Origin of the sequence: Caproiciproducens sp. CPB-2 (assembly GCF_036287215.1) — a bacterium.
Lineage (GTDB): Bacteria > Bacillota > Clostridia > Oscillospirales > Acutalibacteraceae > Caproiciproducens.
Genome location: NZ_CP142860.1, coordinates 535,181 through 549,832 on the forward strand (window position 1 = coordinate 535,181; position 14,652 = coordinate 549,832).

Annotated in this window: 15 protein-coding genes and 1 riboswitch; all 15 genes read left to right on the forward strand. The window is 56.8% G+C overall.

Going from position 1 to position 14,652, the window contains the following annotated elements:
* Positions 1–5 precede the first annotated feature (5 nt).
* The 15 genes from VXK30_RS02570 (at position 6) to cbiB (ending at position 14,643) form a co-directional block, all read left to right on the forward strand.
* Entirely contained in the window at positions 6–1,397 is a 1,392-nt protein-coding gene (locus VXK30_RS02570; RefSeq protein ID WP_275716969.1) for an efflux RND transporter periplasmic adaptor subunit, read from the forward strand.
* Between the two features lie 399 nt (positions 1,398–1,796).
* Positions 1,797–3,287, forward strand: a complete 1,491-nt coding sequence (gene trpE, locus VXK30_RS02575; RefSeq protein ID WP_275716967.1) for an anthranilate synthase component I — start codon at positions 1,797–1,799, stop codon at positions 3,285–3,287.
* The gene (locus tag VXK30_RS02580; protein ID WP_275716965.1) at positions 3,268–3,834 is read left to right on the forward strand and encodes an anthranilate synthase component II; all 567 of its coding nucleotides are present in this window, start codon (positions 3,268–3,270) and stop codon (positions 3,832–3,834) included. Before trpE ends, VXK30_RS02580 begins: the two co-directional genes overlap by 20 nt.
* Positions 3,835–3,848: 14 nt before the next feature.
* The gene (gene trpD / locus VXK30_RS02585; RefSeq protein WP_275716963.1) at positions 3,849–4,871 is read left to right on the forward strand and encodes an anthranilate phosphoribosyltransferase; all 1,023 of its coding nucleotides are present in this window, start codon (positions 3,849–3,851) and stop codon (positions 4,869–4,871) included.
* On the forward strand, positions 4,868–5,650 hold the full coding sequence (gene trpC, locus VXK30_RS02590; RefSeq protein ID WP_275716961.1) for an indole-3-glycerol phosphate synthase TrpC: 783 nt from the start codon (positions 4,868–4,870) through the stop codon (positions 5,648–5,650). The genes trpD and trpC overlap by 4 nt, the downstream gene beginning before the upstream one ends.
* Complete coding sequence (locus tag VXK30_RS02595; protein ID WP_275716959.1) at positions 5,647–6,264, forward strand: phosphoribosylanthranilate isomerase; 618 nt, start codon at positions 5,647–5,649, stop codon at positions 6,262–6,264. Before trpC ends, VXK30_RS02595 begins: the two co-directional genes overlap by 4 nt.
* Positions 6,265–6,303: 39 nt before the next feature.
* Entirely contained in the window at positions 6,304–7,488 is a 1,185-nt protein-coding gene (gene trpB / locus VXK30_RS02600) for a tryptophan synthase subunit beta (protein ID WP_275716958.1), read from the forward strand.
* Positions 7,485–8,279, forward strand: a complete 795-nt coding sequence (gene trpA / locus VXK30_RS02605) for a tryptophan synthase subunit alpha (RefSeq protein ID WP_275716956.1) — start codon at positions 7,485–7,487, stop codon at positions 8,277–8,279. Before trpB ends, trpA begins: the two co-directional genes overlap by 4 nt.
* An 89-nt stretch (positions 8,280–8,368) precedes the next feature.
* Positions 8,369–8,561: riboswitch (cobalamin riboswitch) on the forward strand.
* Between the two features lie 92 nt (positions 8,562–8,653).
* Positions 8,654–10,159, forward strand: a complete 1,506-nt coding sequence (locus VXK30_RS02610) for a cobyric acid synthase (RefSeq protein WP_275716954.1) — start codon at positions 8,654–8,656, stop codon at positions 10,157–10,159.
* Positions 10,156–11,217 (forward strand): nicotinate-nucleotide--dimethylbenzimidazole phosphoribosyltransferase, encoded by a 1,062-nt coding sequence (gene cobT, locus VXK30_RS02615; protein WP_275716952.1) that lies wholly within the window; start codon positions 10,156–10,158, stop codon positions 11,215–11,217. The genes VXK30_RS02610 and cobT overlap by 4 nt, the downstream gene beginning before the upstream one ends.
* Before the next feature lie 94 nt (positions 11,218–11,311).
* On the forward strand, positions 11,312–11,854 hold the full coding sequence (locus VXK30_RS02620; protein WP_275716950.1) for a bifunctional adenosylcobinamide kinase/adenosylcobinamide-phosphate guanylyltransferase: 543 nt from the start codon (positions 11,312–11,314) through the stop codon (positions 11,852–11,854).
* A gap of 15 nt (positions 11,855–11,869) precedes the next feature.
* Positions 11,870–12,640 (forward strand): adenosylcobinamide-GDP ribazoletransferase, encoded by a 771-nt coding sequence (locus VXK30_RS02625; RefSeq protein ID WP_275716948.1) that lies wholly within the window; start codon positions 11,870–11,872, stop codon positions 12,638–12,640.
* Positions 12,641–12,674: 34 nt separating this feature from the next.
* Complete coding sequence (locus VXK30_RS02630; RefSeq protein ID WP_275716946.1) at positions 12,675–13,058, forward strand: bifunctional adenosylcobinamide kinase/adenosylcobinamide-phosphate guanylyltransferase; 384 nt, start codon at positions 12,675–12,677, stop codon at positions 13,056–13,058.
* Positions 13,031–13,648, forward strand: coding sequence for a histidine phosphatase family protein (locus VXK30_RS02635; protein WP_275716944.1), 618 nt, complete (start codon positions 13,031–13,033; stop codon positions 13,646–13,648). Before VXK30_RS02630 ends, VXK30_RS02635 begins: the two co-directional genes overlap by 28 nt.
* Positions 13,649–13,659: 11 nt before the next feature.
* A complete protein-coding gene (gene cbiB, locus VXK30_RS02640) occupies positions 13,660–14,643 on the forward strand; it encodes an adenosylcobinamide-phosphate synthase CbiB (RefSeq protein WP_275717087.1) in 984 nt (327 codons plus the stop codon).
* Positions 14,644–14,652: the final 9 nt, after the last annotated feature.

The window sequence follows — 14,652 nt, forward strand, 5'->3', positions numbered from 1 at the left end:
GCCTTTTGAAAAAAATTGTAAAACTGGTGCTTCTGCTGCTTGTCGTCCTTGCTGCGGGCGCGGGCGCCTACCTGTATAAAACGGCTCCGCTGAAGGTGGAAACGGAGGCGCTCCGCCCGGAAACGGCGACGCTGACTTTTACCGAGCAGGGAGATTATGCTTACGACAATCAATACGACCTGTATCCTCTGGTGTCCGGGGAAATCCTCGGCGTACATGTGAAAAAAGGCCAGACGGTGAAAAAAGGCGACGTGATCGCCGAGGTGTACGACCCCGACTATCCCTATCAGATTAAACAGCTTCGGAGCAGCATCGGCGGCTACAATGCGCAGATCGCGAACCTGGGGCTTCAGGAGCAGAAGGAGCATGACAACGCCGCCGTAACGGTGGAAACGCTGAAGGGCCAGCTGGCCGCCCTGCGGGCGGAAATGGCCAAAAGCGGGGATACCACTCACTCCATTGAAAAGCAGATTCAGATACAGGCAAACGTTGTGGACATGAATCAGCGCAACGCCGATCTGGCTCACGAATATTACAGGGACGTCCGGGATCTCGATGACGAGACGATCCGTACGGCAAAAGAGGCATATAATCAGGCCAGGAGCGTCCTGTACCAGAGCCAGCTTGTTTTGGAGCAGCTCCGGGGCGGGAAGCCTTCCGAGGAACTGTATCAGGCGCAGGAGAGCGCGCTGGAAACCCAGATCGAATCCACGTCGGCGCTGCTGGAAAAAGGATATTCCTCCGGCATGCAGCAGTATTATCAGTCGCAGATCGAAGCGGCAAAGCTGAGCATCGCGCAGATGACGGAAAAAAAGGGCAGGGCGACCATCTACGCGCCGGTAGGCGGCGTCATCACCGACCTGCCAGTCCTGAACAAGAACATCGCGGAGCAGCAGGTGCCCGTCGCCAAAATCTCCTTCGGAGAAGTGGTGGAGACTTTTATTCCGGTCAGGGAAATCGACGGGGTAAAGGTGGGCGATCAGGTGGATTTGCTGCTGGATAAACGCATGGGAGAGAAAACGATCAAAGGGCAGGTACTGGAAATAGAGGGGGAAGCGCAGGTCAAGACGTCCTCCCTCGGCGTGGAAGAGCGCAAGATCCGGGCTTTGATCCAGCCGAAGGAAAACGCGCTGGAAATCGGCTACGATATCGACGTCCGGTTTACCGTGTACACCCGGCAGAACGCTTTGGTCGTGCCAAAAACAGCCATGTTTGAAAAAGATGAGGGCGACTGTGTCTGGATTGTGAAAAACGGGGTTCTGGCGGTGCAGAAGGTGACCAAGGGGGTGGAGACCAGCGACGGCTGTATCATTGAGAAGGGCCTTTCCGCGGGCGACGCGGTGGTCATTGACGCCGACAACGAAAACCTGGCGCCGGGAAAGCACGCGGAATCATGAAATTGCTTCCGGCATCCGATTTCCTGTAAAAAGGGGTTGACAGGAACCAGAATTTGTGGTACTCTCAATAAAATTAAATGAAAAACCGTTGATGCGGAGATAACGGTAGTCATGCTCTTACAGAGAGCCCGCGATGCTGAGAATCGGGCAGAAAACAGATTATCAAATGGACCGCAGAGGGCGCAGTCAAAGGCGGAAGCCGAGTATTCTGCGACGTGTTGGCATACGTCAGTTGCCGGGGATATGTTGGTATCCCGCTAAGCGCACGGTTTGTGATACCGTGAATCAGGGTGGCACCGCGAGTTTTAAGCTCGTCCTTGACAAAAATTGTCAGGGACGGGCTTTTTTGTCGTCTCTGATCAGAATTTCCGATTTCAAGAAGAAAGGCGTGATCAGAAAATGGCGGTACCCAGCCTTACACAGGCAAAAACAATCGCAAAAACGGGAGAATACAAAATTCTCCCCGTCAGCTGTGAAATTTACAGCGACGTTATCACCCCGATCGAGGTTCTGCGAAAGCTCAAGAATGTCAGCAGTCACTGCTATCTGCTCGAGTCGGTGGAGAAGAGCCGGAAATGGGGCAGGTATACGTTCCTGGGGTTTGACCCGGTCATGGAGCTTTCCTGCACCGGCGGAAAGCTCGTCATCCGGGCCGGTTCCTCCGTGACGATGGATGTAAAACACCCCAAAGAAATGATCCGGCAGGTGCTTACGGACAACAAAAGCCCGCGCTTTGAAAATCTTCCGCCCTTCACCGGCGGGCTGGTCGGCTACTTTTCTTACGATTACATCAAATATGCGGAGCCCTCCCTCTGGCTGGACGCAAAGGACGAGGAAGGCTTCAGGGACGTCGACCTTATGCTTTTCGACAAAGTGATCGCCTTCGATAATTTCCGGCAGAAGATCATTTTGATCGTCAATGCCCGGTGTGACGATATGGACAGGGAATACGAGCGGGCCGGGATGGAGCTTAAAAATTTAAGGGAGCTCATTCTTCACGGCGCCTGCCGAAACGAAATCCCGGGCAGGATGACGTCGCCGGTCCGGGAGCTGTTCAGCCGGGAGGAATACTGCGCAATGGTTGAAAAGGCGAAGGACTATATCCGTGAGGGGGAACTGTTTCAGGTCGTACTGTCCAACCGGCTGGACGCGGATTTTGAAGGAAGCCTTCTGAATACCTACCGCGTTTTGCGGACCATCAATCCCTCCCCCTATATGTTTTATTTTTCGAGCGACGATATCGAGATTGCCGGGGCTTCTCCCGAAACCCTTGTGAAGCTGGAAAACGGTGTGCTGAAAACCTTTCCTCTGGCCGGGACCCGGCCGCGCGGCGCAACGGAGGAGGAAAACAAACGGCTGGAAGAGGAGCTTCTGGCCGACGAGAAGGAATGCGCCGAGCACAATATGCTGGTCGATCTGGGGCGCAACGACATTGGGAAAATCAGCAGCTTCGGCAGCGTGCGGGTGGAAAAATATAAGAGTATTGAACGCTTCTCGCACGTGATGCATATCGGGTCCGCCGTGTCCGGAAAAATCCGGCCCGACCGGGACGCCGTGGACGCGGTGGAGGCCGTGCTCCCGGCCGGGACCCTTTCCGGGGCTCCCAAAATCCGCGCCTGTCAGATCATCCATGAGCTTGAAAACAACAAGCGGGGCATTTACGGCGGAGCCATCGGCTATATCGATTTTTCCGGGAACCTGGACACCTGCATCGCGATCCGGCTCGCCTTTCAGAAAAACGGCAGGGTGTTTGTCCGCTCGGGCGCGGGGATTGTGGCCGACAGCGTGCCGGAAAACGAGTATCAGGAATGCATCAATAAAGCCGGAGCCGTCGTAAAGGCGCTGGAAATCGCACAGGGAGGGATGACGGATGATCCTGCTGATCGATAACTACGACAGCTTTACCTATAACCTTTATCAGCTTGTCGGGACGGTCAATCCGGAGATCCGGGTGATCCGGAACGACGAAATGACCATTGAAGAAGTAAGGGATTTATGTCCCTCCCATATGATTTTGTCGCCGGGACCCGGCTATCCCAAAGACGCGGGCATCTGCACCGCCGCCGCCGCGGAGCTCGGGAAAGAAATTCCGCTTTTGGGCGTATGCCTCGGCCATCAGGCCATCTGCGAGGCGTTCGGAGCGGCCGTTTCCCACGCAAAGCGGCTGATGCACGGCAAGGCGTCCGAGGTGACCCTTGACGGCGGCTGTCCTGTTTTCAGGGGGCTTCCCGATCGGATTCAGGCGGCGCGGTACCACTCCCTCGCGGCGGTCCGTGACACTCTTCCGGAGTGCCTGCGGATTACGGCTGAAACGGACGACGGCGAGGTGATGGGGGTCATGCACCGGGAATATCCCGTATTCGGCGTACAGTTTCACCCCGAGTCCATTCTGACGCCGGACGGCGTTCAAATCATCCAAAATTTTCTTTGCTTGTGAAAGGAGTCTGACCAATGATTAAGGAAGCAACCGCAAAACTGATTGAAAGAGAAAATCTGACCTATGACGAAGCCATTGCCGTGATGGATGAAATCATGGGGGGAAATACGTCCCAGGTACAGACGGCGGCTTTTCTCGCGTCCCTGTCCGCAAAGGGGGAGACCATCGAGGAAATTACCGCCTGCGCCGCCGGAATGCGCGCCCACGCCACGCCCGTCGTTTGCGCTTCCGACCTTTTGGAAATCGTCGGGACGGGAGGGGACGGCGCAAACTCCTTCAATATATCGACCACCGCCTCCATCGTCGTCGCCTCCTCGGGGGTGAAGGTGGCCAAACACGGCAACCGCGCGGCCTCCTCCCAAAGCGGAGCCGCCGACTGTCTGGAGGCTTTGGGCGTGAAAATTAGCCTTACCCCGGAAAAATGCGCACAGCTGCTCGATACGATCGGAATCTGCTTTTTCTTCGCACAGAGCTATCACGCGTCCATGAAATACGTCGGCCCGGTCCGGAAAGAGATGGGCGTGCGCACCATTTTCAATATTCTCGGCCCGCTGACCAATCCGGCCTCGGCCAACCTGCAGCTGCTGGGCGTTTATTCCGGGGCGCTGGTCGAGCCGCTCGCCCGGGTGCTCTCGAATCTCGGGGTCAGGCGGGGCATGGTGGTTTACGGGCGGGATAAGCTGGATGAAATCTCCATGTCCTCTCCCACGGATATCTGTGAATTTCAGGACGGCCGGTTCAGAAAATACACGATCACGCCGGAAGACTTCGGCTTCAAATCCTGCTTAAAAGCGGACCTGACGGGGGGAACGCCGGAAGAAAACGCGCGCATTACCCTCGATATTTTAAATGGAGCAAAGGGCGCGAAGCGGGAGGCGGTCCTTTTGAACGCCGGGGCCGGGCTGTACCTTGCCGGAAAGGCGGAAACGCTGCAGGAGGGCGCCCGGCTGGCCGCCGAGCTGATCGACAGCAAGAAAGCGAAGAAAAAGCTGGACGAATTCATCCGGGAATCCAACAGGGAGGCGAAGGTGAGTTGATTTTAGACGAGCTTGCGGCCTACGCGAAACAGCGGGTGCAAGGGGCCAAAGAAAAAATCGGTACGGAAGAAATCAAGGAACGGGCTCTCCGCCTTCCGAGGGGCGGCTTCCGGTTTGAAAGCGCTTTGAAGGGTCCAAAGCTGTCTTTTATCTGCGAGATCAAGAAGGCGTCCCCCTCCAAAGGAGTTCTTTCCCGGAATTTTCCTTATCTTGAAATCGCGCAGGAATACGAAAGGGCGGGCGCGGACTGCGTTTCCTGCCTTACCGAGCCGAAGTGGTTCTTAGGCTCCGGTCAGATATTCCGTGAGATTCGAGACGGCATTTCCCTTCCGATGCTCCGAAAGGACTTTACCGTCGACGAATATCAGCTCTATGAGGCAAGGTGCATGGGCGCCGACGCGGTGCTTCTGATCTGCTCCCTGCTCGATACCCGAACGCTGGCGCGGTATCTTGCCGTCTGTGACGGGATGGGGATATCGGCTTTGGTGGAGACCCACGACGAAGAGGAAGTAAAGTCCGCGGTGTCGGCGGGCGCCCGCCTGATCGGGGTCAACAACCGCAATCTGAAGGATTTTACCGTGGATTTTTCAAACGCGGCGAAGCTGAGAAATCAGGTCCCTTCCTCCGCCCTGTTTATCGCGGAATCGGGCGTAAGCTCGCCCGGCGATGTGGCGGCCCTCAAAGAAATCGGGGCCGACGCCGTTCTGGTCGGCGAGGCCCTGATGCGGGCGGAGGATAAGAAGGCCCTTCTCTCGGCCTTTCGGGGGGCGGCGGGATGAACAGGACAAAGATCAAGATATGCGGCCTTTTCAGGCCCTGCGACGCCGAATTTGTCAACAGCGCCCAGCCGGACTTCGCGGGCTTTGTGTTCTATGAGAAAAGCCGCCGGAACGTAACGCCCCAAGAGGCGCGGAAGCTGAGAGAGGCGATTCGCCCGGAAATCAGGACCGTCGGGGTGTTTGTGGACGCTCCTTTGGAGCGGATCGCGGCGCTTTACCGTGAAAGAACCATCGGAATTGTCCAGCTGCACGGAGGCGAGGACGACTTCTTTATCGAAAGGCTCAGGCAAACACTTCCGCGGGCCGAAATCTGGAAAGCGTTCAAAATCCGTTCGGCAAAGGACCTTCTGTCCGCCGAACGGAGCTGTGCCGACAGGGTGCTTCTGGACAACGGTTACGGGACCGGGAAATGCTTCGACTGGTCGCTGATCAGAAGCCTTTCCCGCCCGTTTATCCTGGCGGGGGGCCTGACGCCCCGGAACATCCCCGAAGCGGTGTCCCGGTTTCACCCTTACGCGGTCGATGTGAGCTCGGGCGTGGAAAAAGACGGCCTGAAAGACCGCGATAAAATCGCGGCGGCGGTGGACGCAATAAGGTCGATGGAAGAATACTGAAAACAGAAGGGATTGCACCCTTCTTTCAAGGAGGTACCTATGTCAAAAGGCAGATTTGGCATTCATGGCGGCCAGTATATACCGGAGACGCTGATGAACGCCGTAATGGAATTGGAAGAAGCCTATCGTCACTACAAATGCGACCCGCAGTTTCAGGAGGAGCTTGCCGATCTTCTGAACAATTACGCGGGAAGGCCGTCGCGCCTTTATTTCGCCGAAAAAATGACAAGGGAACTGGGCGGGGCCAGGATTTACCTGAAACGGGAGGACCTGAATCACACCGGCGCGCACAAAATCAACAACGTGCTCGGTCAGGTGCTTCTGGCCAGGAAAATGGGCAAGACCCGCGTGATCGCCGAAACCGGGGCCGGCCAGCACGGCGTGGCGACCGCGACGGCGGCGGCGCTGATGGACATGGAATGCGAAATTTTCATGGGGAAGGAGGACACCGAAAGGCAGGCGCTGAACGTCTACAAGATGCGGCTTTTGGGGGCGCGGGTCCATCCGGTCACCTCCGGCACGGGCACCCTGAAGGACGCGGTATCCGAAACCATGCGGGAATGGACGAGCCGGATTGCCGACACCCATTATGTCCTCGGGTCGGTGATGGGGCCGCACCCGTTTCCCACCATCGTGAGGGATTTTCAGTCGGTGATCTCCAGGGAGATCAGGGAACAGCTCATGGAAAAGGAAGGCCGCCTTCCCGACGCGGTGCTTGCCTGCGTGGGCGGCGGTTCCAACGCCATCGGCGCTTTTTATCATTTCATTGAAGACCCGTCGGTGCGTCTGATCGGATGCGAGGCGGCCGGAAGGGGCGTCGATACCTTGGAAACGGCGGCGACCATGACGACCGGAAAGCTGGGGATTTTTCACGGGATGAAATCCTATTTCTGTCAGGACGAATACGGCCAGATCGCGCCGGTCTACTCCATTTCCGCCGGGCTCGACTACCCGGGCGTCGGTCCGGAGCACGCCTGGCTTCACGATATCGGGCGGGCGGAGTATGTGGCCGTCACCGATGACGAGGCCGTGGACGCCTTTGAGTACCTTTCCCGTACGGAGGGCATCATCCCCGCTATTGAAAGCGCCCACGCCGTGGCTTACGCCAAAAAGCTGGCGCCCCAAATGGGCCGGGACAAAATCGTCGTGATCAACCTTTCGGGGCGGGGCGACAAAGACTGCGCGGCCATCGCGCGGTACAGAGGGGAGGAGATTTTTGAATGAGCCGTATCAAAAAAGCGTTTGAACAGGGGAAGGCTTTCATCGCCTTTCTGACCTGCGGAGACCCCGATCTTGAAACCACCGAACAGCTCGTCAAAGGAATCGCCGATGCCGGCGCGGACCTTATCGAACTGGGAATTCCCTTCTCCGACCCTACGGCGGAAGGCCCCGTTATTCAGGAGGCGAACCTGCGCGCGCTTACCGCGGGCGCAACGACGGACAAAATCTTCGACATGGTGCGCAGGGTCAGGCAAACCGTCGGCGTTCCCATGATTTTCATGACCTATGCCAATGTGGTGTTTTCCTACGGAACCGAGCGCTTTTTGAAAACCGCCGCCGAAATCGGCATGGATGGGGTGATCCTTCCGGACGTGCCCTTTGAGGAAAAGGAGGAATTTGCCCCGGTGTGCCAAAAGCACGGCCTTGATTTTATTTCCCTCGTTGCCCCGACCTCGAACGACCGCATCAAAAAGATCGCAAAAGAAGCTTCCGGCTTTGTTTACTGCGTGTCCTCTCTCGGGGTCACGGGCATGAGAAGCGAGATTACCTCGGATGTGGGTTCCATGGTAAGGCTGGTCCATGAATCCGGCGGCGTCCCGGCGGCGGTCGGCTTCGGAATCTCAACGCCGGAGCAGGCGGCGCGGATGGCGAAAACAGCCGACGGCGTCATTGTCGGCTCCGCCATTGTGAAGCTGATCGGGCAGCACGGCAGGGAAGCCCTCCCCTTTGTCGCGGATTATGTGCGGGATATGAAAGAAGCGGTCGGCCGGGCTGAAACAGGCGCGCAGGAATAACCCCCCGGATGTTTCCGTGATGTCGACCCGGGGAATTCGTAAAAAACACTGGTAAAACGATCGGAATTATATTATAATAAAGTCTATAAAAAATGAAATAGGTTTAAGGTGTCGGAAAAGCGAAAGCTTGGTTCCGATGAAAAGGGAAACAGGTGCAAATCCTGTACGAACTCGTCACTGTGATAAGGGAGCTGCGGCAAAAAGCCACTGATCAGGAATTGGGAAGGCGGCCGTAAACGATGATCTTTCAGCCAGGAGACCTGCCTTAAACGCAGCAACTACAGCCACGAGTAACTGGTTTGGAATGGATAAGGCAGGTCTGACCATGCCTTTTGATACCTCCATGCCCTTGTGGCAATGGAGGTATTTTGATTGTGGCGAAGGTATTGATGATTCAGGGGACCATGTCGAACGCGGGGAAAAGCCTGCTTACGGCCGGCCTGTGCAGAATCCTGAAGCAGGACGGGTACCGCGTCGCTCCCTTTAAATCCCAGAATATGGCGCTGAACTCCTATATTACGGAGGAAGGGCTGGAAATGGGCAGGGCGCAGGTCATGCAGGCGGAAGCGGCGGGAATCAGGCCGTCCGTTCTGATGAACCCCATTCTGTTAAAGCCCACCAACGACATCGGCTCCCAGGTGATCGTCAACGGGGAAGTCGTCGGCAATATGAGCGCGAAAGAGTACTTCGCCTATAAAAGAGAGCTGCTTCCGGATATCAGAAGGGCGTTTCACGAGCTGGAAAAGCGGGCGGATATCATTCTTGTAGAGGGCGCGGGCAGTCCGGCGGAAATCAACCTGAAAGAAAATGATATCGTCAACATGGGGCTGGCGGAAATACTGGACGCCCCGGTGCTTCTGGCCGGGGATATCGACCGGGGCGGCGTCTTTGCCCAGCTGCTCGGCACCCTGATGCTTCTGGAAGATCACGAAAAGGCAAGGGTAAAGGGCCTGATCATCAATAAATTCCGGGGCGACCCTTCGATCCTCGATCCGGGAATCCGTATGCTGGAGGAAAAAAGCGGCGTGCCGGTCGTCGGGGTAATTCCCTATATGGACATTTCCGTGGAGGATGAGGACAGCCTGACCGGCCGGTTCGATCAAAAAGAAGAGGCGCAGATCGACATTGCCATCATCCGTTTTCCCCGGATCTCCAATTTTACCGACTTTTCCGTCTTTGAGCAGATCGAGGGCGTTTCCGTCCGCTATGTGGGTTCCGCCGCGCAGCTGCACCGTCCGGATATGATTATTCTGCCGGGCAGTAAGAATACGATGGGCGACTTGAAATGGATGCGGCAGAACGGGCTGGAAGCGGCGGTCAAAAAGAGAGCGGGCGAAAGCGTGATCTTTGGCGTCTGCGGCGGCTATCAGATGCTTGGCCGCACTGTTTCGGACCCTTACGAAGTGGAAGAGGGCGGCGCGGTCCGAGGGATGGAGCTGCTCCCCGTGAACACCGAGCTGGAGACCCGAAAGGTTCGTACCCGTGTGGAGGGGGCCTTTGAACAAGTACCCGGGATTTTCTCCGGGCTGTCGGGCAGAGAAATAAAGGGATACGAAATCCATATGGGCGTCAGCAGCGCGGAACCGGACTGCCCGCCGCTGTGTTCCCTGACCAATGTGCTGGACGGCGGGGAAAAGAAGGACGGAAGCTCCGGCGAGGATATTTACGGAACCTATGTGCACGGAATCTTTGACGAAGGGGAAATCGCGTCCGTTGTCGTAAGGGCGCTTGCCCGCAGGAAGGGCCTCTCCATGGAAAGCGGCCTGACGATGGACTACGGGGCCTTTAAGGAATCCCAGTACGACAAGCTTGCGGATACCCTGAGAAGGCATCTTGACCTGGACGGGATTTACCGGATTTTAAACGGAGGGAACTTATGACAAAAGAAGCATTGGCTGAATTGAAAATCGACCGGCCGGACGAAAGAATCCGGCAGAAGGTAAAGCAAATCTGGGACGGGATTGCAAAGCCGCTGGACGGGCTGGGTCAGTTTGAAGCGATCCTTGCGCAGATCGGGGCGATCACCGGAACCGTACAGATCGACCTTTCCAAAAAAGCCGTGGTCGTCCTGTGCGCGGACAACGGCATCATAGAAGAGCAGGTGAGCCAGTGCGGGCAGGAGGTGACGGCCGCCGTCGCTTCCAGCATGGTTTTAGGAACCACCTCCGTCTGTAAGATGGCGAAAAGGGTAGGGGCGGACGTGCTCCCGGTGGACGTGGGAATCAACTGCGAAAAAGAAATCCCGGGGCTGATCCAGCGCAAAGTTGCCCGCGGAACGAAAAATTTTCTGAAGGAACCGGCCATGTCGGAAGAGGAGGCCCTCCGGGCGGTCGCGGCGGGAATGGAGATCGCGGCAAAATGCGTCGGGCAGGGGTACCGGATTCTGGCGACCGGCGAAATGGGAATCGGCAATACCACGACCAGCAGCGCGATGGCCGCGGCGCTGCTGCAGTGCCGCGCTGAAGAGGTCACGGGAAAGGGCGCGGGCCTGAGCAGGGAAAAGCTAAAGCATAAACAGGAAGTGGTCAGGCGGGCGCTGGAAAAATACCGGTTAAAAAAAGACGAAGCACTGCGGATTCTGGCAAGCGTCGGGGGATACGACATCGCCGGGCTCGCCGGCGTTTTTATCGGGGGGGCTCTCCGTCATATCCCCGTCGTCGTCGACGGAGTCATCAGCGCGGTGGCGGCGCTGACGGCGGAACGCCTTGTTCCCGGGGTAAGGGAGTATATCATCCCGTCCCACATCAGCAGGGAACCCGCGGCAAAGAGGATTTTTGAGGAGCTCGGGGTCCATCCGGTCATAGACGCCGGGCTGGCTCTGGGGGAAGGAACGGGCGCGGTGATGATGTTTGCCCTTTTGGACGTCGCGCTTGCCGTATATGAGGACCAGACCACTTTTCATGATATCAGCACGGAGCAGTATGTCCGGTATGAGTAGTCATCAGACTGACGGCAAAGTCGCGCAACCGTAAAATTGCGGTGCAATTTGTCTGCAAACTGAGAAATATACGGCATGACGGCAGGGGGAGAAAATGATTGTACTGATTACGGGCGGCAGCGGCAGCGGCAAATCCGCGTACGCGGAAAAAGCGGCGGTTTCGCTTGCCGGAAAAGGGCCGCTGTATTATCTGGCGACTATGAAGGTTTCCGACGGCGAGGGCAGAAAAAGGGTGGACAGGCACCGCGGCCTGCGGGCGGGAAAAGGATTCCTGACCATTGAGCAGCCGGCCGGCATCCTTCAGGCCGTACCCCGTATGAACCGGGGAAAAGGAACGGTGCTGCTCGAATGCCTGTCCAATCTTGCGGCCAATGAAATGTTTGATTCAAAAGAAGTCCGGCGGGAGCAAGAGGTCGCGGACCGGCTCTGCGCGGAGCTTTGTTTCCTCGCGGAGCATATGGAGCACCTAATGATCGTCACCAACAACGTCTTTGAGGACGGCATTTCCTATGAAGAAACAACGCGGGCTTATATGGAAGCGCTCGGCAGGGTCAATGCGTTTCTTGCCGCCCGGGCGGACACGGTGACGGAAGTGGTGGTTGGGATTCCGGTTTCGATAAAAGGGAAACTGGTGTAGGATGGGAGAAAAAAGATGCCTGTTTTAAGATCACTGATGATTTCCTTTTCCATTTATTCCAAGATCCCGGTCCCGCAGCTAAAGTGGGAGGACCGGGATATGAAATATGTCCTCTGCTTTTTTCCTTGGGTCGGGGCCGTGATCGGTGTTCTCACGGTTTTGTGGGGGACGATCTGCCACTCTCTGGGGCTGGGTACGGTGCTGTACGCGGCTGTCGGGACGGCGATCCCGATTCTGATATCCGGCGGGTTTCATGTGGACGGCTTTATGGATACGATGGACGCGTTCCATTCCTATCAAAGCCGCGAAAAAAAGTTGGAAATCCTCAAGGATTCCCACATCGGCGCGTTTTCCGTGATACAGCTGGCTGTTTATACCCTGCTTTATTTCGGGGCGTATTCCGAAATCGATCAGCCAAGGGCTCTGGCGGTGGCGGGCGCTGGATTTTTTCTTTCCCGAACCCTGAGCGGAATCGGAGTGGTGACCTTTCCGAACGCAAAAAACGAAGGGCTTTTATACCTGTTTTCCAGCAAGGCTCATGAAAAAGCGGTGAAAGTTTCCCTGTACCTCCAGCTTCTGCTCTGTTTGGCGGCAATGCTGTGGCTGTCCCTGTGGACGGGGATCGCCGTTGCGGCGGGAGCGCTGCTGACCTTCTTTTACTGGCGTCACCGCTGCTTTCGGGAACTCGGGGGCATCACCGGGGACACCTGCGGCTATTTTGTGACGGTCTGCGAGGGGGTCAACGCGGCGGCCGCGGCGGTCTGCTGTATCGCGGGGCTGGTTTAGAATTTATGAATCAATACCGAAAAGAGGGAAGGGCATGGAGCTTTATATTGGAGGATACGCACAGGGAAAACTGACTTACGTGCTGAAAAAGACGGGCATCCCGCCCGAAAGGGTATATGACGCCGCGGCGGCTGCGACGGACTGCGCCGAAACAAAGGCCGCGGTCATCAACCATTTTCATATTCTGGTCAAAACCCTTTTAGAGGAGGGCAAAGACCCGGAGGACCGGATTCGGGAAATCCTGGCGCGGAACCCCAGAGTGATTGTGATCAGCGACGAAGTCGGGAACGGAATCGTCCCCGCGGACGCCGGGGAAAGGGAATACCGGGAGCGTCTGGGGAGAATCCTCTGCGGGCTGGCGGAAAAAGCGGATAAGGTGGAACGGATTGTATGCGGAATCGGACAGAAAATCAAATAACCCTGGCGCTGATCCGCCACGGGGAGACCCCGTCCAACGCGCTGGGCCGGTACCTTGGCCGAACCGAAGAGGACTTATCCGATACGGGAAAGGAAAATCTGCTGCAAAACAGGCAATCCGGGAAATACCCGCAGGCCGACGTCATTTTTTCCAGCCCGATGAAACGGTGTATCCAGACCGCGGAGCTTCTTTACGGCTGTACGAACCCGGTTGTGATGGAAGAATGGCGGGAAATGGATTTCGGGCGCTTTGAAGGCAAAAATTACCGGGAGCTGAGCGGAAACGCGGAATATCAGGCGTGGATAGACAGCGGCGGGGAACTGCCTTTTCCCGGCGGGGAGAGCAGGCGGGACTTCCTTGCAAGGTGCCGCCGGGGACTGGAACAAGCGGTAAGGGAACTTGGAAAGGCAGAAAGCATTTCAGCCTCCGCTGCCGCCATGGTGCATGGCGGAACCATCATGGCGCTGCTGAGCACTTTTTGCGGGGGGAATTATTTTGATTATCAATGCAAAAACGGAGAAGGCTATCTTTGCCGTCTGTCCTTCTCCGGTACCGGTTGTTTTTCATTGGAATGGATAAGGAAATTGTAGAGGATGGAACCATGATCAATCATATCACTGCTTTTTTTGCCGGGTTTTTATTGGACCTGCTGCTGGGCGACCCGCACTGGCTTCCCCACCCCGTCCGGCTGATCGGAAAGCTGATCGCCAAACTGGACGGCTTGCTGCTGGGAAAGCCTGACGGGCGGGAAAGAGACGGGAAAAGGGAATTTCGCCGGGGAATCCTGCTGGTGTTTCTGGTCCTGACCGCGGCCGTCACGGCGTCGGCTCTGATTCTGTATCTTGCCTACCGGTTTTCCACCGTTTTTGGAATCGCGGTGGAAAGCGTCATGACCTGTCAGGTGCTTGCGACCAAATGCCTGAAGCAGGAGAGCATGAAGGTTTATGAAAGGCTGAAGGAAAACGATCTGCCGGGCGCGCGGCGTGCGGTGTCCATGATCGTGGGGCGCGACACGGCGGCGCTGGACGAAACCGGGGTCGCCAAAGCCGCCATTGAAACGGTGGCGGAAAACACCTCCGACGGCGTGATCGCGCCGATGCTTTTTCTTGCCCTCGGCGGGCCGGTCCTCGGCTTTTTTTATAAGGCGGTCAATACCATGGATTCCATGGTGGGATATCAAAACGACCGGTATTTGTTTTTCGGCAGGGCCGCCGCCAAGCTGGACGACGCGGTGAACTTCCTGCCCGCAAGAATCAGCGCGCTGCTGATGACAGCCGCCTGTACCCTTGCCGGAAAGGAGTATCGCGTAAAAGACGCGTGGAGAATTTACAAACGGGACAGAAGGAAACACAAAAGCCCCAACGCCGCCCATACGGAGGCCGTCTGCGCCGGGGCGCTGGGCATCCGCCTTGCGGGGGACGCCAGCTATTTCGGCAAGCTGGTCAAAAAGCCGTTTCTCGGGGACGCGCTCAGGGCGGTGGAGTACGAGGACATCGTCCGGGCCAACCGCCTGCTCTATCTTACGGCGGGCCTTTGCGAAAGCGTCTGTCTGGCGCTTCTGTTCCTTGCCGATTTTGTTTTTTAATTAGGAGGA